We start from the raw sequence: 18685 nt of genomic DNA, 5'->3' as shown, positions 1-18685 counted from the left end.
TTTTCGACTTGCGGTGTTTCAGAACTGCCCGGGTCCGGATAGCATGCGAGGTGTCGCTCACGCCGCATGGCCGATGACGGGGATCACGCCGAAGGCAACGGTGGCCAGCATCATCACAAACGCCGCCGACAGGGCCCAGAGCAGGGTATAGCGTTGGTGGTCGCCAAACTCGACTTCGGCCAGGCCGACCAGCAAATAGGTCGATGCGACCAGGGGGCTCAGCAGGTGAACCTGCTGGCCGATCAGCGAGGCCCGTCCGATCTCGGCGGCCCCGATGCCATAGACGGCGGCGGCCTTGGCAAGGATCGGCAGGATGCCGAAGTAGAACGCGTCGTTCGAGATAAAGAACGTGAACGGGATACTCAGCGCACCGGTCACGAGGGCCATGTACGGGCCCATCCAGTCGGGCACGGCGCTGATGACACTGTTTGCAATCGCGTCGACCATCTTGGTGCCCGACAGGATGCCGACGAAGATGCCGGCGGCAAAGATCAGCGATACAACTGGCACGACATTGGCCGCATGCGCGCCGATCCGCTCCTTCTGTTCGTGCAGGGTGGGGTAGTTGACCATCAGCGCGATGGCGCAAGCCACGATGAACAGCGCAGGCAGCGGGAAAGTGCCGAGGATCAGCAGCACCATCAGCCCGATGGTCAGCAGGAAGTTGAACCACAGCAGCCTGGGCCGTGCAATCCCGGGATCGCCGACGGCAATCTCCGACACGGCATGGTCCGAATGACCGGCATGGCCAGACCCCGCGCTCATCAGGGCGATGGTGCCGAGCCGGTTGCGTTCGCGGCGGCCGAGCAGGAAGGCGACGAACAGGCCCCACATGCCGGTGACGACCATCGGCAGGATCATCGGCACGAAGATCGAGCCCACGTCGACCCCCAGCGCGCTGGCTGCGCGTGCGGTCGGGCCGCCCCAGGGCAGGATGTTCATCAGCCCGCCCGCCATCATGATCACGCAGGCCAGCACCAGCCGGCTGATGCCCAGCCGCTTGTAGAGCGGGAGCATGGCGGCGCAGGTGATCATATAGGTGGTCGAGCCGTCGCCGTCGAGCGACACGAATACGGCCAGCACGAAGGTGCCGACGATGATCTTGACCGGATCGCCGCCCACCACCTTCAGGATCACGCGCACTACCGGATCGAACAGGCCGGCATCGATCATCAGGCCGAAATACAGGATGGCGAACATCAGCATCACGCCGGTCGGCGCCAGCTTCTTGACGCCGTCCAGCATCATCGGCCCGAGTTCCGGGCCGAAGCCGCCGATCGCGCCGAAGGCAATGGGAACGAGTATCAGCGCCACCATGGCGGAGAGTCGCTTGGTCATGATCAGTGCCATGAACACGATCACCATCGAGTAGGCGAGCAGGGTCAACATCTTCTTCTATATCTCTCTTGCCGGTCAGGCCGCGTGGGGGCGCTTGCGGGTGCGTGCGTCCGTCTGGCGCACAAGGTTAAAGGCGTGGTCGGTCCGGCCGGCACGGCAGGGCGTGCCAGCGGAACAGAACGACCGTGGGGGGTGGCAGTCTTGCGCGCTTGCCCGTGCGGGGCGCGCCGACAAGACTGTGGCGCCGGGCAGCGGGCGTCGCCTGCTGCCCGGGCGGGGGTCAGTTGCCGGAAGCGATGCGTTTCACGACCGCGTCGGCAAACTGCAGCGTGGAGGCCGTGCCGTGGAGGTCGCCGGTCTTCACCTGGTCCTGGCTGAGCGTCAGCTCGATGGCCGAGCGCAGCCGTGCGGCCAGGTCCTGGCGGCCCACGTGGTCGAGCATCAGGCCGGCGGCCAGCATCAGCGAGATCGGGTTGGCAATGCCCTTGCCGGCGATGTCGGGCGCCGAGCCGTGTACCGCCTCGAAGATGGCAGCGTCGTCGCCGATGTTGGCGCCCGGGGCCATGCCAAGCCCGCCTACGAGGCCGGCGATCTGGTCCGACAGGATGTCGCCGAACAGGTTGGTACAGAGCAGCATGTCGAAGCGCCACGGGTTGAGCACCAGCTGCATGGCGCAGGCGTCGACAATGATGTCGTCCATGTCCACGCGGCCGGCGTAGTCCCTGGCCACTTCACGCGCCGCTTCCAGGAAGATGCCGGTGAGCGCCTTCAGGATATTGGCCTTGTGCACCACGGTAATCTTCTTGCGGCCGTTCCTGACGGCGTACTCGAAGGCGAAGCGGGCGATGCGCCGGCAGGCGTCGCGCGTATTCGTGCCCGTGGACACCGCCACCGCATGCGGGTCATCGCCAACCGGGATGTAGTAGTCATGCGCGACATAGAAGCCGCCGACGTTCTCGCGCACCAGCACCAGGTCGATATTCTCGAAGCGGCCCGGCACCAGCGTGCGGGCCGGGCGCACATTGGCGTAAAGATTGAATGCTTCGCGCAGGCGCACATTGACCGAGCGGAAACCGCCGCCCACCGGCGTGGTCAGGGGCCCCTTCAGGGCCAGGCCGGTGCGGCGGATGCTGTCCAGCGTCTCCTCCGGCATGGGATCGCCGCTGTACTCGACGCCGGCCATGCCCGCCTGCCGGACATCCCAGGCAAACGGGGCGCCAAGCGCATCCAGCACCCTGACGGTGGCGTCCACCACTTCGGGACCGATTCCGTCGCCGGGGATCAGCGTGGCGGGGATCTGTTCGCGTGCACCGTTTTCCATTTGCTTTCCTGTCGTGAAGTGAGCGTTTCGCTGGCCGGCCAATGCGCCGGGGCAGCGGGGCCCTGTTTCTCATCCCTGGGCTGGGCGCCGGCGTCCAAATCCGGCATTCGTCGCCGGGCCAGCTAGCCAGGGGCCCGATTCTAGGCGCGGAAGGCTGTCAGCAAACTGTCAATGTGCCGGTTATGTCATTGGGGTTTACGCTGAGGACATCGCGTAGCGCCCTGAACGCTACGATGCGTTGCCAGCTCCAGGTCGAGGGCTGCGAGCGGACGAGATCAACTGATTCAACCGGGTGACGCCAGCAGGTTTAACCAGGTGGTGATCGAAACCCGCCTGTCTGGCATGGTCGAGATAGTCTTTCCCGGCGTATCCGCTAAGGGCGATCAGCAAGGTATTGGCGCAGCCGGGCATCGCGCGCAGCCGCCGGGCGACTTCGTAGCCGTCCATGTCCGGCAGCCCGATATCGAGCAGGATGACGTCCGGATGAAATTCCGTCGCGACTTCCAAGGCGGACGGACCGTCGCCCTCGACCTTCACCTCGTGCCCCTCGAGCCTTAATACCATCGCCGTGCTCTCGGCCGCATCGGCGTTGTCGTCCACCACGAGAATCCTTTGTGGAGCGGCTTGGGGGGCCGCTCGTGCCACGCCCTGGGCGGAGCGTTGCAGCGCGATCGCCGGCGACAGCGCGGGAAGCCGGACCACGAACGTGCTGCCGCGGCCAGGACCATCGCTCGAAGCCTGCACGGTCCCATGATGCAGTTCAACCAGCTGATGCACCAGTGCGAGCCCCAGCCCCAGACCCGCGGACTTGCGGTCCAGCGAGCGGTCGCCCTGCACGAAGATGCTAAAGATGGTCGGGGCAGGAAGTCCGCTGTCATGCCGATGCCGTTGTCGGCGGCCGTCAGCACCGCCTCGCCGCCATCGCGTGCGAGCGAGACTTCAATGCGGCCGCCAGGCGGCGTGTACTTGATGGCGTTGCCCAGCAGGTTGGTCACGATCTGCTCGAGGCGCATGGCGTCGCCTTCGACCACCACGGCCTGAGACGCAGGCAAGGAAAGCACCAGTTCGTGCTGGTGCGCGTCGATTTCGGCGCGCAGTGTGGCAATGCCATGTTGCACGGTCTGCGCCAGATCGACGGGCGCTACATTGAGGTTGATGATGCCGCGCGTGATGCGCGACACGTCCAGCAGGTCGCTAACCAGGCCGATCTCATGATCCAGCTGGCGCCTGGCCGCCGCCCGCGCACGCTGTTGTGTCTGCTGGTCGACGTTCTCGCTACCCCAGACCTCCAGGCCATTGCCGATTGCCGCCAGGGGATTGCGCAATTCGTGCGCCAGCATGGCAAGAAGCTCGTCCTTCTGGTGATCGGCCGTTTCCAGTCGTTCCACCGCGAGCTGGTGCTGGGTAATGTCCTCCATGGTCAGCAGGATCAGCGCATGCGCGCGCCCGATCACGCGTGCGGCGTTCAGCCGCATCGTGCGCGCGCCAATGCGCGGGAAATCATGCGTGATCTGGAAATCCCGTATGAGAATGCGCCGGGGCAGAAGCTTCTCCAGCAACTCGCGCAGGCTCGGGATATTCCACTGTCCGTCACCCAGCGCATAGAGGCAGGTGCCGATGGTACGTTCGGCGTTGGTCTGAAACCGGGCGTTGCGCCGATGGTGCCAAAGAGCTCCGGGAAAGTGCCCACCGTCTCGGAAGGTCCCAGCATCAGCACGCCGTCGGGCTTCAGCGCATAGTGAAAGGAATGGCATCACGCTTCGCTGCGCCGCCGCACTCAGGTAGATCAGCAGGTTACGGCAGCTCACCAGGTCCATCCGCGAGAATGGGGGATCGCTCACCACATCGTGGCGCGAGAAGGTGCAGAGCTCTCTTACCGCCTTGTCGACGCAGTAATACTCGCCGTCGCGCACAAAGAACCGCGCCAGACGCTCGGGCGAGACATTGCGCGCGATGTTTTCGATGTACCTGCCGGTGCGCGCGGTCTCGAGCGCCTCCGTGCTGACGTCGGTGCCGAAGATCTGAACCGGCATGGTCGCCGCACGCTCACCCAGGTATTCCATCAGACATATCGCGATCGAATAGACTTCCTCGCCTGTCGAGCATCCGGGTACCCAGATCCTGAGCGAGCCAGCAGGTTCGTTGGCCGCCACGTGACGGGGAAACACCGTTTGGGTCAGCGCTTCGAATGTTTCCGGGTCGCGGAAGAACTGGGTCACCTGGATAAGCAGGTCGCGGCCGAGTGCCAGCGTTTCTGCAGGATCGGATTCGAGCACCGCGATGTAGTCCTCCACCGACATGAGTTGCCGCAATGCCATGCGGCGCGACAGTCGGCGCTGGATGGTGCCGGGCTTGTAGCGGGTGAAACCGAGCAGGCATTGCGAAGCAGGCGGAAGATCGGCCGCAAGCTGGCTTCCGCTGGCGCGGTCGACGCCCCCGCCGCCATCACGGCGGCGACCCGCAGATCATGTTTGCCGGAATGACGTACAGGTGGTCGGCTTCGACAATCATCCCTTCAACGGCTTCCAGCACCGGCATGGACACCCGTTTGGCCAGGATTTCAGGAAGGAGGCTGGGCCGGGAGGGGTCCAGATGCTGTACCACCAGGAATGCCATCCCGCTGACCGCGGGGATTTCCGCCATCAGTTCGGAAATCGCCTCAAGTCCGCCAGCCGAAGCGCCGATGTCCACCAGTGGGAAGGCCTTCGAAGCCGATTCGTTCGCCGCTGTCGCAAGATGGATCACGTCGTCTCCAGTGTGCGAATAAATATCCGCGGTGTACTGGCCCGCTCATGATCATTATCGCGGCTTGGCGGCGGCCTGTGCGACGACGGGTGCCGTTCCAGTCACCGCGCCTTACAGAAAGCGCGCAGCGGTATCGTAGCAACCGCGCCAGCGCGTGATCTTGCCGCCACGAACTGTAAAGACATGAATCCAGTCGGTTTCGACCAGTTTCCCTTGCGGCCGCGTCATAAGCCGTTCGAAGCCCAGCACGGTCACGTGTTCGCCAGCCTCGATGAACTCGCGCGGCTCGAAGAGTTGCGTGTCGTCCGCTTGCCCAACCTCCGCGAAGAAGCGCGCCACCTCATCCTTGCTACTGCGCTGCCCGGCGTAGGGGATTGCGGGCGGCCCCAGCAGCTTCCAGTCCACGTCGTCGGCAACGAGATCGAGAATGGCTGCGACATCGCCGCGCCCGAAGGCGTCGTAGGCGGCCTTGACGACGGGAAGTGCGGTGGCCATGTTTGCTCCTGCTTCGGAAACGCGGATTGCCCCAGATGTGAATCCAACTTAGTGCCAAACCAGGGCGTGTTCAAGCCAGGGCACGGTTGCCGGCTCAGGGCACTGCACGGTTAAAATCGGCCTGGCACGACAGCCGGTTCGCAGGCGTGCGTCCGCGCATGCGGGCGCCTGGCGCCATCCGGTCCCTCACCAACACGCTGCCCGGAATGCGCAACCCATGAGCGCGAATGCTCCTGCTCCATTGAATTCTGAAGACCTGGCCTGCTTCGTCTGCGTCGCCAGCACGGGCAGCATCTCCCGCGCCGCGCTGGAGCAGGGCGCCGACCAGTCCACCGTCAGCCGGCAGATCGCCCGACTGGAAGCCAACCTCGATACCCGGCTGTTCCATCGCACCGGCCGCGGCATGATCCTGACCGAGTCGGGCGAGACCCTGCTCGGGTATGCGCGGCAAGTCTCGGCCACGCTCGCCGAGGCGCGCGAGGCGATCCGGGCGTCGACCGCGCAAGGCCCCGCGCAGCTGATCATCGCGGCGCAGCCGACCATCGCCAACACCGCGTTCGCCAGCATCGGCACCGCCGTCAAGCAGCGCTTTCCCGCCACCCGAGTGCGCTTTGTCGAAGGGCTCGCCAGCCCGCTGCTGGGATGGCTGGCCGCCGGCGAAATCGACGTCGCGCTGATCTACCTGCCGGACCAGCACGGCGCACTCAAGGTCGACGTGCTGCTGGGGGAAGACCTGACGCTGGTCACGCCGACGTCATGGGGCCATATCGGGCCGAGCTTCCGCTGCGCCAGCCTTGACGAAGTGCCGCTGATCCTGCCGAGCACCGGCCACGGCCTGCGCGTGCTGGCCGAGAACCTGGTCGCGCGCGCGGGCAAGTCGCTGCAGCTGGCGATGGAGTGCGATGCGTCGAATACCGTCTCGATGCGGCTGGTGGAAGACGGCTGCGGCGCCACGCTGCTGCCGTTTGCCGCGGTGGCGGACCGCGTGGCCCAGGGGCGGCTGCGCTGCGCCAGGCTGGTCGAGCCGGTGGTGACGCGGCAGGTAGCGCTGGCCACCGCCAGGAACCGGCCGCCGGTGCCGGAGCTGTGGGACATCATGCAGACCGTGCGCCAGTCGGTCCGCAATACCGTGATGTCGGGGGCTTGGCCGGGCGCGCGGCTGGTCTGAGCGCGGTTTCCGGTCGTCAGTCAGTGAAGCGCTCACGCAGCGCCTGCGTGGCCTGGCGCAGCAGCACGTGGTCCAGCCCCACGGCGACGAAGCTGGCCCCCATCTCCAGGTATCGCCGCGCGTCGGCTTCCACCGGCGTCAGCGTGCCGACCGCCTTGCCGGCCCGCCGCGCTGCCGCGAAGATGCGCGCGATCTCGGCCTGAACCTCGGGGTGGTTGGGATTGCCCAGGTGGCCGCATGCTGCGGCCAGGTCGTTCGGACCGATAAAGATGCCATCCACGCCTTCGACCGCGCAGATTTCCTCGGCGGCGTCGACGCCCTTGCGGCTCTCGATCTGGACCAGCACGCAAATGTTGTCGTTGATCTGTTCGAAGTAGCCGGGCACCGTGCCATAGCGGTTACTGCGCTGCGTCATCGACACCCCGCGCGTGCCCAGCGGCGGGTAGCGCGTGGCGGACACCGCCTGGTGCGCCTGTTCGGCGCTCTCCACGAACGGAATCAGGAAGTTGTAGAAGCCAAGGTCGAGCAGGCGCTTGAGCAGTACCGGGTCGTTCCAGGGCGGCCTGACCACGGGGGCGCTGGGGCTGTCCTTCAGTGCCATCAGCTGCGGCAGCAGCGTCAGCGGATCGTTGGGGGCATGCTCGGTATCGAGCAGCAGCCAGTCGAAGCCGGCCAGGCCAATGATCTCGGCGGTGACCGGGCTGGCCAGCGAGCACCATAAGCCGAACTGCCGCTGCTGTGCCAGCACGGCGGTTCGGAAGGCGTTGGGCAGCGGCGAGTACGGCGGGCGAGGTTGGTGGGGCGTGGGCATGGCGTCTTTTCCTTTTGTCGGGATTGGCTGGGGGAGCAGGATCGATAGCGGGACGAACTAGGCCGCCAGGCGCGACAGCGGCCCGGGCGAGGTGCCGCGTACGGACTGCACCCGCGCCGCGGCGTCATCGAGCTGGGCGAGGGTGCCGCTGTCCACCGGGATGGTTTCGGCACGTTCGCGCCGGCGCTGCCGTTCGGGCTCGCCGGGCAGGGCGATGCCGTCATTGCCCGGCAGCAGCCGCGATGACCGCACCCAGTCGGCGAAAGCCTGGACCTCATCGCCGAAGCTGGTGCTGGTGCCCAGCCGCTCAGGGTCGAACACGATCGCCAGCATGTTGTTCCACACCGCATGGCGGTGGGTCAGCGTCTCAGGGCGGATGGTGTGGCCGCCCGTCACGGCGGCGCCGAGCAGTTCGCACATGACCGCCAGCGCGTAGCCCTTATGGCCGCCGGACTCGCCGCCGAACGCCTGCAGCGCACCCTGCGCCTCGCCCTCGCCGGGAAACATCACCCCCGGCCGCGTGGTCGGCACGCCATCCGCATCGAGCAGGCAGCCGGCCGGCACGTCGACGCCCTTGTTGTTGGCCACCCGCACCTTGCCCAGCGCGATCGCACTGGTGGCGAAGTCGAGCACCAGCGGCGGCGCGCCGGCCACCGGCACGCCGACCGTGAAGGGGTTGGTGCCGAAGCGCGCCTCGCTACCGCCGTGCGGGGCGACGATGGGCTTGGACAGCACGTTGACGAAGTGGATCGAGATCATGCCGGCCGCGCACGCCTGTTCGGCCCAGTGCCCGACCCGCCCGAGATGGTGCGACTGCCGCAGCCCCATCACGCAAACCCCGTGCGCCCTGGCGCGCTCGATGGCCAGCGCCATGGCTTCCTCGGTGACAGCCTGGCCCATGCCGCGGTTGGCGTCGAGGCTGAGCATGCTGCCGGCGTCGTGCAGCACACTGACGTTGCGGTTCAGCTGCAGCTCGTCCGCCTGCCACGACAGCACGTACTTGGGGATCATGCCCACGCCGTGGGAATCGTGGCCGCTCAGGTTGGCGCCGACCAGGTGGTGCGCCGTGAGGCGCGCCTCACGGGCATCGGAGCCGGCCGCGAGCCAGAGATCGTTGACCCAGCGGTGCAGCGCTGCGGTAGGGATATGGTGTTCGCTCATGTCTTTAGTGATGGTCGGGGGTCAGGTGCTTACTCCAGGTGGATGCCGGCCGTCTTGACCAGCTTGCCCCATTTGGCCACCTCGGCCTTCTGGAATGCAGACAGCTCGGCGGGTCCCGCGCCGGACGGCTCGATGCCCATGCTCACCAGGCGGTTGCGCACCTCGGGCTCGTGGATGATCTTGCCGATCTCGGCAACGAGCCGGTTGACGATCGGCATTGGCGTGCCGGCCGGCGCGAAGATCGCCTGCCACGAAACGATCTCATAGCCCTTCAGGCCGCTCTCGGCCACGGTCGGCACATCGGGCAACTCGGGCGCACGGCGCGGCCCAGTGCTGGCCAGCGCGCGCAGCTTGCCGGCCTGGATCAGTGGCATCGCGGCGATGCTGTTCTCGAACACCATGTCGACCTGGTTGCCGAGCAGGGCCTGGACGGCGGGGCTGCTGCCCTTGAACGGCACATGCAGCAGCTTCAGGCCGGCCATCGACGCAAACAGCTCGCCGGACAGGTGCTGCGAAGTACCGTTGCCTGAGGAACCGAAGCTGACCCCGCCCGGGCGCGCCTTGGCCGCGGCGATCACGTCCTGCACCGATTTCCAGGGGCTGTTGGCGTTGACCACCAGCACGTTGGGCAGGGTGCCGATCAGCGCCACCGGCTGGAAGTTCTTCACCGGGTCATACGGCATCTTCGGGTACAGGCTGACGTTGATCGCATGGGAACTGATGGTCCCGCCGACCAGCGTGTAGCCATCCGGCGCCGCCTTGGCGACATAGTCGGAGCCGATATTGCCGCCGGCGCCGGGGCGGTTCTCGATCACCACAGGCTGGCCGAGCGCTTGCGACAGCCGCTGGCCGACCAGCCGGCCGAGCACGTCGGTGGAACCGCCGGCCGCGAACGGCACGATATAGGTGATGGGCTTGGCGGGCCAGCCGTCCTGCGCCCGCGCCGGCTTGGCGGGCAGGGCGGCGATGGCCAGCGCGGCGAGCGAGGCCAGGGCCAGGCGCGGGGCAATCCGTCGCGCAAGGCAGGCGTCCTGCGGGCAGGTGAGGTCTGGCATGGGGTTGTCTCCTGGTTTTCTTGTGGGGGCCGCTTTGCGGCCTGCCAGCAATCTACCGCCCGGCGGCGGGTCGAGCCTTGCGTTTTCTGCATAGCAGGCATGCAGGAAGACGCGGGCAGTGGCGGCGGACCCAAGGCAACAATCTGCGCTGTGCATCTCCACCCGAATCTGCTGACCCGCCATGACGCCTCAATCCGCCTTGTCCCCCGCCCATTCATCCGAACCCCAGACGCCAATCCAGCGCACCGGCGGCCGCGTGCTGGTGGACGCGTTGCGCCTTCATGGCGCCGATCGCATCTACTGCGTGCCGGGCGAGAGCTTCCTCGACGTGCTGGATGCGCTGCACGACCAGCCCGCCATCGACGTGGTGGTTTGCAAGCATGAGGGTGCGGCCGCGAACATGGCCGAGGCCGACGGCAAGCTGACCGGCCGTCCCGGCATCTGCTTCGTGACCCGCGGCCCGGGCGCCACCCATGCCAGCATCGGCGTGCATATCGCAGCGCAGGACTCGACGCCGATGATCCTGTTCGTCGGCCAGATCGCGCGCCAGCACGTGGGGCGCGAGGCGTTCCAGGAAGTGGACTACGTAGCGATGTTCGGTGGCATGGCGAAGTGGGTGGCGCAGATCGATGACCCCGCGCGCATCCCGGAACTGGTAGCCCGGGCCTTCCAGTGCGCGACCTCGGGCCGGCCCGGCCCGGTGGTGCTGGCGCTGCCCGAGGACGTGCTCGACGGGCTGTGCGAATGCGCCGATGCGGCACCGTACCGGCCGGTCACGGCTTCGCCGTCGCAGGAAGATGCCGAGGCGCTGCGCGCCGTGCTGGCCGGCGCCGAACGCCCGCTGGTGATCGCCGGCGGCGCTGGCTGGACTGCCGAAGCGGCAGCCGACTTTGCCGCCTTCATCAAGGCATGGGACCTGCCGGTGGCCTGTGCCTTCCGGCGTCAGGACGTCTTCGACAACCGCGACGAACACTATGCTGGCCACCTGAGCCTGGGCGTCAACCCGCGCCTGGCGGCGCGCGTGCGCGAGGCCGACCTGATCCTCGCGTTCGGCACCCGCCTTGGCGACATCGCCACCGACGGCTACCAGTTGCTGGAGCCGCCGCGACCGCGCCAGCGGCTGGTGCATGTCCATGCCGACAGCGCCGAATTGGGCCGCGTGTACCAGGCCGAACTGGCGATCCAGGCCGGCATCGCGCCTGGCACGCGCATGCTCGCCGGGCTGGCCGCACCGGAATCGCCGCGCTGGGCGCCATGGACTCGTGCCGCGCGCGCCGACCACGTAGCCTTTGCGACGCCGGTGGCGCCGAATGCGCAGCTGTGCGGTGTCGACCTGAACAAGGTGATGCAGCACCTCGACCAGACGCTGCCCGACGACGCCATCCTGAGCAACGGCGCCGGCAACTACACGGTCTGGCTGCACCGGTTCTATGCCTACCGCCAGCCGCGCACCGAGCTGGCCCCCACCTGCGGCGCGATGGGCTACGGCCTGCCAGCCGCTATCGCGGCCAAGCTGAGGAATCCGGAACGGACCGTGGTCTGCTTTGCTGGCGACGGCTGCTTCCTGATGTATCCGCAGGAACTGGCGACCGCGGCGGAGGCCGGCGCTAACGTCATCGTCGTGCTGGTCAACAACGGCATGTACGGCACCATCCGCATGCACCAGGAGAAGCGCTATCCGGGGCGCGTCAGCGGCACCGGCATCCGCAATCCCGATTTCGTGGCGATGGCACGGGCCTGCGGCGCCTGGGCCGAGCGCGTCGAGCATGCCGATGCGTTTGCCGGGGCCTTCGAGCGCGCCCGCGCCGCCGGCACGCCGGCGCTGATCGAACTGGTGACCGATCCGCGCCAGATTACGCCGGCGATGTGGGTGGATCAGTGAGGCGGCCCGGCGTCGCGGGTGCCTCAGCGGAAATAGTCCGAGAAGCGCGCGCGGATGTCGTCGATGTTGGCCAGCGTGCCCGACAGGTGCGCGCGCAGCGCGGCCTCGGCGCGCGCCGGATCGGCGGACGCGATCGCGTCGACGATGGCGTCGTGGTCGCGCAGCACGGCCAGGGCCTTGCCGGGAATGGGCAGGTGCAGGCGGCGCAGCCGGTCCAGGTGGCCGCTTTGCCGGCGCACCAGGCCCCACAGGTCCGGCACCTTCGCGGCATCATAGAGCTCGCGATGGAAGGCCTGGTCGGTGACGCTGAATTCGTCGAGGTCCTGCAGCTCCAGCATCATGCGCTGCCGCGCGACCGTGGCACGCAGGCGTTCGACCAGCACCGGATCGGCCTGCAGCGCCAGCGTGCGCACGATCTCGAGTTCGACCGAGCGGCGCAGGAAGTGCGCCTGCGTGGCCAGGGCGACGTTGATCGGGCTGACCACCGTGGCGTGCTGCGGAAAGATGTCGACCAGGCCTTCTTCGCCGAGGCGGATCAGCGCGTCTCGGACCGGGGTCTGGCTGGTCCCATATTGCTCGGCCAGTTCCGGGCGCGACAGGATGGTGCCGGGCGGCAGGGCCATCGAGAGGATCTGGTCGCGCAGGTGCTCGAACACCTGCGGGGCGGCATGGCGCGTGCGGTCGAACTGGAACTGGGCGGGCGGTGAAGAGAGTGCGGGTGCGGCTCGCATGGCAGGAAGCTAAGGCGGGGCGCCTGAACCGTCACACTGGCGGTCCTGGAGCGTTCCCAGTGGGTGCGATTCTAAGGGATTCCACCCACATTGACGTACTAATATATTAGTGCTTTAATGTTTTTCATCGAGGCCGGGCCACGCGCGGCAGGCCGTATGACCAAAAGTGGAAGAGACAATGACGGCTCGAAAGAAGACGCCGGACGCGCTGCGCAGCGCGCGCTGGTTCGCCCCCGATGACCTCCGCTCATCGGGCCATCGGTCCCGCATCATGCAGATGGGCTACTCGCCGGGCGAGTGGATGGGCAAGCCGCTCATCGCCATCATCAATACGTGGTCGGATATCAATCCCTGTCACGCCCACTTCAAGCAGCGCGTCGACGACGTCAAGCGGGGCATCCTGCAGGCGGGCGGCTTCCCCATCGAACTGCCGGCGATCTCGCTGTCGGAGAGCTCGGTCAAGCCGACCACCATGCTCTATCGCAACTTCCTGGCGATGGAGACCGAAGAGCTGATCCGCTCCCATCCCATCGACGGCGCCGTGCTGATGGGCGGCTGCGACAAGACCACGCCGGGCCTGCTGATGGGCGCCACCAGCGCGGGCGTTCCGGCCATCTTCGTGCCGGCCGGCCCGATGCTGCGCGGCAACTACAAGGGCAAGGTGCTGGGCTCCGGCTCGGACGCCTGGAAGTACTGGGACGAACGCCGCGCGGGCAATATAAGCGAGGTGGAGTGGATCGGCATCGAAGGCGGCATCGCGCGCAGCCACGGCACCTGCATGACGATGGGCACGGCCAGCACCATGACCGCCATCGCCGAAGCAATCGGCATGACATTGCCCGGCGCGTCCTCGATCCCGGCCGCCGATGCCAATCACATCCGCATGTGTTCCGAGGCCGGCCGCCGCATCGTCGACATGGTGTGGGAGGACCTGACGCCGCAGCGCATCCAGTCGCGGCAGTCGTACGAGAACGCCATCGCCGTGGCGATGGCGATGGGCTGTTCCACCAACGCGATTATCCATGTCATTGCCATGGCGCGGCGCGCCGGCCATGACATCGGCCTGGAGGACTTCGACGCCGCCAGCCGGCGCGTGCCGGTGATCGCCAACATCCGGCCCAGTGGCGACAAATACCTGATGGAGGATTTCTTCTACGCGGGCGGCCTGCCTGCGCTGATGAGCCGCATCAGCGACCGGCTGCACCTCGACGCGCTGACCATCACCGGCCGCACGCTGGGCGAGTCCATCGCCGGGGCCGAGGTCTATAACGACGACGTCATCCGCACGCCGGAGAACGCGCTCTACCAGGAAGGCGCGCTGGCCGTGCTCAAGGGCAACATCGCGCCGGACGGCTGCGTGATCAAGCCCAGCGCCTGCGAGAAACGGTTTTTCAAGCACACCGGGCCGGCGCTGGTGTTCGATGACTATCCGTCGATGAAGGAAGCGGTGGAGCGCGACGACCTTGACGTCACCGCCGACCACGTGCTGATCCTGCGCAACGCCGGCCCGCAAGGCGGACCCGGCATGCCGGAGTGGGGCATGTTGCCGATCCCGAAGAAGCTGGTGAAGCAGGGCGTGCGCGACATGCTGCGCATGTCCGATGCGCGCATGAGCGGCACCAGCTATGGCGCCTGCATCCTGCACGTCTCGCCGGAATCGTATGTCGGCGGGCCGTTCGCGCTGGTGCAAACCGGCGACCTGATCTCGGTCGACATCGAGCAGCGCAGCATCCACCTGGAAGTGTCCGATGAAGACCTGGCGCGCCGCCGCGCGCAATGGACGCCGCCGCCGCCGCGTTTCGAGCGCGGCTATGGCTGGATGTTCTCCCAGCATATCCGGCAGGCCAACGAGGGCTGCGATTTTGACTTCCTGCAAACCGACTTCGGCGCGCCCACCGGCGAGCCGAGCATCTACTGACGCGGCCACGCGCGGCCGCCCGGCAAGGACCACCATGACCCAACTCAGCCCCTCCGTACGTGAGCAGCTCAAATCCGTCAGCACCGCCACGCTGTGCACCGCGCTGTTCAAGCGCGGCCTGCGCAACCAGTTCATCCAGGACGTGCGTCCGCTCAATCCCGAGGGCGGCAACATGGTGGGCGAGGCCTTCACGCTGCGCTACATCCCGGCGCGCGAGGACCTCAACCCCATCACGGTGTTCCAGGACCCCGCGCATCCGCAGCGGCAGGCCATCGAGCAATGCCCGCCGGGCGCGGTACTGGTGATCGACAGCCGCAAGGACGCACGCGCGGCCTCGGCGGGCTCGATCCTGGTCACGCGCCTGATGCAGCGCGGTGGCGCGGGCATCGTCACCGACGGCGGCTTCCGCGATTCGCCCGAGATCGCCCGGCTGGCCATGCCCGCCTATCACAACCGCCCGTCGGCGCCGACCAATCTCACGCTGCACCAGGCGCTGGAATTCAACGTGCCGATCGGCTGCGGCGACGTGGCCGTATTCCCCGGCGACGTGGTGGTCGGCGATGGCGAGGGCGTAGTCATCATCCCGGCCCACCTTGCGGAAGAGATCACCGCCGAGGCGGTGGAGATGACCGCGTTCGAGGATTTCGTCACCGAGGAAGTGAACAAGGGCCGCTCCATCATTGGCCTGTATCCGCCCACCACCGAACAGGCGCGCGAAGACTTCGCGGCCTGGCGCAAGGCCACGGGCCGCTAAAGCGGGTCCGGACGCCGGTCCGGAGCCGGCCCAAGCCAACGACTACACAGGCTGGCCGGCGCTGACCGGCCATGGCAGGAGACAAAGATGAAGCAACGTTTTGCGCTCGCGACGCGCGGCGCCCGCACCGTGGCCGCGTGCCTGGCACTCAGCATCGGCGCCGTGTGCGCGCCGGCACATGCCGAGGACAAGTGGCCGTCGCGCCCGATCACCTGGGTGGTGCCGTTCGCGGCCGGCGGCTCGACCGACATCGTCGCGCGCACCATCGGCCAGGAAGTCTCGCGCGCCCTTGGGCAGCCGGTGGTGGTGGAGAACCGGCCCGGCGCGGCCGGCGCCGTGGGCGCGGGGTACGTGGCGCGTGCCAAGCCCGATGGCTACACGCTCTTCGGCGGCACCATCAGCACCCACGCCATCAACGCCAGCCTGTACAAGAACCTGTCGTACGACCCCGTCAAGGATTTCGAGCCGATCAGCCTGGTTGGCTATGTGCCGAACGTGCTGATGGTGAATGCTGAGCTGCCGGTCAACAACGTGCAGGAACTGATTGCCTACGCGAAGAAGAAAAACGGCCTCAGCTTCGCCTCGTCCGGTGCGGGCACGTCGACCCACCTGGCCGGCGAACTGTTCGCGGACCTGATCCATGTCCCGATGACCCACGTGCCATACAAGGGCAGCCCGCAAGCCGTGCAGGACGTGGCCGCGGGGCTCGTGCCTTTCCTGTTCGATCAGCTGACCGCGGGCGAGGCGATGATCAAGGCCGGCAAGCTGCGTCCGCTGGCGGTGACCTCGCCCAAACGCTCCGCGCTGCTGCCGAAGGTGCCGACCATGGCCGAAGCAGGCGTCAGCGGCTTCGAGATGGTTTCCTGGCAGGCGCTCTACGCGCCGCGCGGCACGCCGAAGGACGTGGTGCAACGGCTCAACGCCGAAGTCGTGCGCGCGCTGAAGCAGCCCGCGGTGCAGCAACGGCTGACGCAGCAGCTCGGCATGGAGGTCGTGGGCAGCTCGCCCGCCGAGTTGTCGGCGCTGATGGACAAGGAGATCCCGCGCTGGGCAGCGCTGGTGAAGAAGTCAGGGGCGCGGGTCGATTAAGCGGGCGGGGCCAGGAGGCCGCCTCCAGACTGCTGACAGACTTCGCACGCTGCCGGTTTGCTCCCCTCTCCCGCAAGCGGGAGAGGGAGCACCCAAGCGGTGATTCCAAACCGATCCCGGGTGGCAGCCGCCATTCGCAAGATAGCTTTTCAGGCAGGAGACACCATGAAAACCACCCTCCGTTCCATCGCACCGAAATACTCCCGCCTTGCCGCCGGCCTCGCCGCGACAGCGCTCTTCGTCGCGCTCGCGCCCACCGGCGCCCGCGCGCAAACCTATCCCACCAAACCAATCACCATCGTCGTCCCCGCCTCGCCGGGCGGTGCCATCGACCTCGTGGCGCGGCTGGTCGGCCAGAAGCTGACCGCGGCCTGGGGCCAGTCGGTGGTGGTGGACAACCGCAGCGGCGCGACCGGCATCGTCGGCACCGACCTGGTGGCGAAGGCCGCCCCGGACGGCTACACGCTGGCGCTCGTGGCCAGCAGCCACGCCATCAATCCGAGCATGGTGCGCAAGCTGCCGTTCGATACGGTGAAGAGCTTCGAGCCGGTCGTGCAGACGCACGTCGTACCGCTGATGCTGGTGGTTTCGCCGTCGCTCCCGGTAAAGTCGGTCAAGGAACTGATCGCCTATGGCAAGGCCCATCCCGGCGAGCTGTCGTTCGCGTCGAGCGGATCGGGCGGGGCGCCGCATTTCTCTGGCGAACTGTTCAAGAGCATGGCCGGCATCGACATGGTCCACGTGCCCTACAAGGGCAGCACGCTGGCGCACCCGGACCTGACCAGCGGGCGCGTCTCGCTGATGTTTGACACCGTGGCCGCGATCGGCCCGCAGGTGAAAGCCGGCAAGGTCAAGGCGCTCGCCGTCACCACGACCAAGCACGCAGCGATCGCACCGCAGGTGCCCACCATGGCGGAAGCCGGCGTGCCGGGCTATGACACCAGCACCTGGGGCGGCGTCCTCGCACCGGCCGGCACGCCCAAGCCCGTGATCGACAAGCTCAACGCCGCCATCAACCAGGCCCTGGCAGCGCCGGACGTGCGTGAACGCCTGCTGGCGGCCGGCATCGAGCCCGCGGGCGGCAGCCCCGCGCAGTTCGCCGGCTTTATCCAGACCGAGATGGTCAAGTGGGCCAAGGTGGCCAAGAACGCCGGCATCCAGCCGGAATGACGCGACACAGGGAGACAGGCATGCCACATCGCTTTCAAACCAACGGCGGCCGGCGCCGCGCGCTGCTGACCCTGTGCCTTGCGGCCCTGCCGCTGCTTGCGCCCGCCGCGCAGGCACAGGGCGGCGGTAACTGGCCGGCACGGCCGGTCACAATCATCCTGCCGTTCACGCCGGGCGGCGGCACCGACATCGCCACGCGGCTGGTCGCGCAGCGCCTGTCGCAGCTATGGGGGCAGCCGGTGCTGGTGGACAATCGCCCGGGTGCGGCCGGCAATGTCGGCCTGGAACTGGCGGCGCGGGCGAAGCCGGATGGCTACACGCTGGTCGCGGGCAATGTCGGCACGCAGTCGATCAACCCGACGCTATACGCCAAGCTCTCCTATGACCCCAACGGCCTGGTGCCAGTGACGGAGATGGCCGAGCTGCCGTTCGTGCTGGTGGTCACGCCCAAGCTGGCCGCCAAGACCGCCAAGGACCTGGTGGCGCTGGCCAAGGCGCAGCCGGGCAAGCTGACGTTCGCCAGTTCCGGCACCGGCGGCTCGCCGCACCTGTCGGGCGAGATCTTCAAGGCCGCCACCGGCACTGACATGCTGCACGTGCCCTACAAGGGCGGCGGCGCCGCGATGACCGACCTGATGGCCGGCAACGTCGACATGCTGTTCGCCTCGGTGCTGGAGACTGCGGGGCACGTCAAGGCGGGCAAGCTGCGTGCGCTGGCGGTGACGGGCAAGGTGCGCTCGCCGGCGTTGCCCAATGTGCCGACGCTGCAGGAGGCCGGGATCTCCGGCGCGGAATCCGGCTCGTGGGTAGGCCTGCTCGCGCCGGCCGGCACGCCAAAGGATATCGTCGAGAAGATCGCCGCGGGCGTGAAACAGGTGGTGGCGGTGCCGGAAGTCCGCCAGCAACTGGTAGAGCAGGGCGCGATCCCCGTAGGCAGCACCCCGCAGCAGTTCGGCGAGCTGATCGCCACCGACCGCAAGCGCTACGCCAAGATCATCGTCGACAACAAACTACGGGCGGACTGACGCCCGACTATCTCTTCAGATA

The 18685-nt window shown here is 67.4% G+C and carries 16 protein-coding genes and 2 pseudogenes; 7 read left to right on the top strand and 11 right to left on the bottom strand.

The window, feature by feature from the left end:
• Positions 1-57: 57 nt before the first annotated feature.
• The 7 genes and pseudogenes from K307_RS35635 to K307_RS35615 all read right to left on the bottom strand — a co-directional run bounded on the left by K307_RS35635 (position 58) and on the right by K307_RS35615 (position 5899).
• Complete coding sequence (locus K307_RS35635; protein WP_042885775.1) at positions 58-1389, bottom strand: CitMHS family transporter; 1332 nt, start codon at positions 1387-1389, stop codon at positions 58-60.
• A gap of 229 nt (positions 1390-1618) precedes the next feature.
• Positions 1619-2659 (bottom strand): isocitrate/isopropylmalate dehydrogenase family protein, encoded by a 1041-nt coding sequence (locus K307_RS35630; protein ID WP_042885774.1) that lies wholly within the window; start codon positions 2657-2659, stop codon positions 1619-1621.
• A 228-nt stretch (positions 2660-2887) separates the two neighbouring features.
• Positions 2888-3259, bottom strand: coding sequence for a response regulator (locus K307_RS50050; RefSeq protein ID WP_051975314.1), 372 nt, complete (start codon positions 3257-3259; stop codon positions 2888-2890).
• 144 nt (positions 3260-3403) lie between these two features.
• Positions 3404-3496: pseudogene (locus K307_RS51260) on the bottom strand (hypothetical protein); the annotation flags it as partial.
• A gap of 35 nt (positions 3497-3531) precedes the next feature.
• A pseudogene (locus tag K307_RS50045) lies at positions 3532-5034 on the bottom strand (CheR family methyltransferase); the annotation flags it as partial.
• Positions 5035-5104: 70 nt separating this feature from the next.
• Positions 5105-5404, bottom strand: coding sequence for a chemotaxis protein CheB (locus K307_RS35620; protein ID WP_042885773.1), 300 nt, complete (start codon positions 5402-5404; stop codon positions 5105-5107).
• A gap of 111 nt (positions 5405-5515) precedes the next feature.
• Positions 5516-5899 (bottom strand): nuclear transport factor 2 family protein, encoded by a 384-nt coding sequence (locus K307_RS35615; RefSeq protein WP_042885772.1) that lies wholly within the window; start codon positions 5897-5899, stop codon positions 5516-5518.
• 217 nt (positions 5900-6116) lie between these two features.
• Here K307_RS35615 and K307_RS35610 point away from each other — a divergent pair, with 217 nt between their 5' ends.
• Positions 6117-7067, top strand: a complete 951-nt coding sequence (locus K307_RS35610; protein WP_042885770.1) for a LysR family transcriptional regulator — start codon at positions 6117-6119, stop codon at positions 7065-7067.
• Positions 7068-7083: 16 nt separating this feature from the next.
• Here K307_RS35610 and garL read toward each other — a convergent pair whose 3' ends face one another.
• Genes garL through K307_RS35595 form a run of 3 tightly spaced genes read right to left on the bottom strand, consistent with a single transcriptional unit; the run spans position 7084 to position 10094 of the window.
• Positions 7084-7878: a 2-dehydro-3-deoxyglucarate aldolase gene (gene garL / locus K307_RS35605; protein ID WP_042885768.1), complete on the bottom strand. Its 795-nt coding sequence runs from the start codon at positions 7876-7878 to the stop codon at positions 7084-7086.
• 57 nt (positions 7879-7935) lie between these two features.
• Complete coding sequence (locus K307_RS35600; protein ID WP_042885766.1) at positions 7936-9039, bottom strand: malate/lactate/ureidoglycolate dehydrogenase; 1104 nt, start codon at positions 9037-9039, stop codon at positions 7936-7938.
• 29 nt (positions 9040-9068) lie between these two features.
• Positions 9069-10094: a Bug family tripartite tricarboxylate transporter substrate binding protein gene (locus K307_RS35595; RefSeq protein ID WP_080745343.1), complete on the bottom strand. Its 1026-nt coding sequence runs from the start codon at positions 10092-10094 to the stop codon at positions 9069-9071.
• 181 nt (positions 10095-10275) lie between these two features.
• On the opposite strand from K307_RS35595, the gene K307_RS35590 reads away from it, so the two are divergent.
• Entirely contained in the window at positions 10276-11976 is a 1701-nt protein-coding gene (locus K307_RS35590; protein WP_042885765.1) for a thiamine pyrophosphate-binding protein, read from the top strand.
• 23 nt (positions 11977-11999) lie between these two features.
• Here the strand turns inward: K307_RS35590 and K307_RS35585 are convergent, their stop codons facing one another.
• On the bottom strand, positions 12000-12707 hold the full coding sequence (locus K307_RS35585) for a GntR family transcriptional regulator (RefSeq protein WP_042885764.1): 708 nt from the start codon (positions 12705-12707) through the stop codon (positions 12000-12002).
• A gap of 178 nt (positions 12708-12885) precedes the next feature.
• Between K307_RS35585 and araD the strand changes: the two genes are divergently transcribed.
• The 5 genes from araD to K307_RS35560 all read left to right on the top strand — a co-directional run bounded on the left by araD (position 12886) and on the right by K307_RS35560 (position 18663).
• A complete protein-coding gene (gene araD, locus K307_RS35580) occupies positions 12886-14625 on the top strand; it encodes an L-arabinonate dehydratase (RefSeq protein WP_042885763.1) in 1740 nt (579 codons plus the stop codon).
• Between the two features lie 34 nt (positions 14626-14659).
• A complete protein-coding gene (locus K307_RS35575; RefSeq protein ID WP_042885762.1) occupies positions 14660-15379 on the top strand; it encodes a ribonuclease activity regulator RraA in 720 nt (239 codons plus the stop codon).
• A gap of 87 nt (positions 15380-15466) precedes the next feature.
• A complete protein-coding gene (locus K307_RS35570) occupies positions 15467-16468 on the top strand; it encodes a Bug family tripartite tricarboxylate transporter substrate binding protein (RefSeq protein WP_042885761.1) in 1002 nt (333 codons plus the stop codon).
• 165 nt (positions 16469-16633) lie between these two features.
• Positions 16634-17638, top strand: coding sequence for a tripartite tricarboxylate transporter substrate binding protein (locus K307_RS35565; RefSeq protein ID WP_042885760.1), 1005 nt, complete (start codon positions 16634-16636; stop codon positions 17636-17638).
• 20 nt (positions 17639-17658) lie between these two features.
• Positions 17659-18663, top strand: a complete 1005-nt coding sequence (locus K307_RS35560) for a Bug family tripartite tricarboxylate transporter substrate binding protein (RefSeq protein WP_042885758.1) — start codon at positions 17659-17661, stop codon at positions 18661-18663.
• Positions 18664-18685 lie beyond the last annotated feature (22 nt).

The sequence above is a fragment of the Cupriavidus necator A5-1 genome (assembly GCF_000744095.1).
Taxonomy (GTDB): domain Bacteria; phylum Pseudomonadota; class Gammaproteobacteria; order Burkholderiales; family Burkholderiaceae; genus Cupriavidus; species Cupriavidus necator_A.
This window is presented reverse-complemented; position numbering and strand designations above follow the sequence as displayed.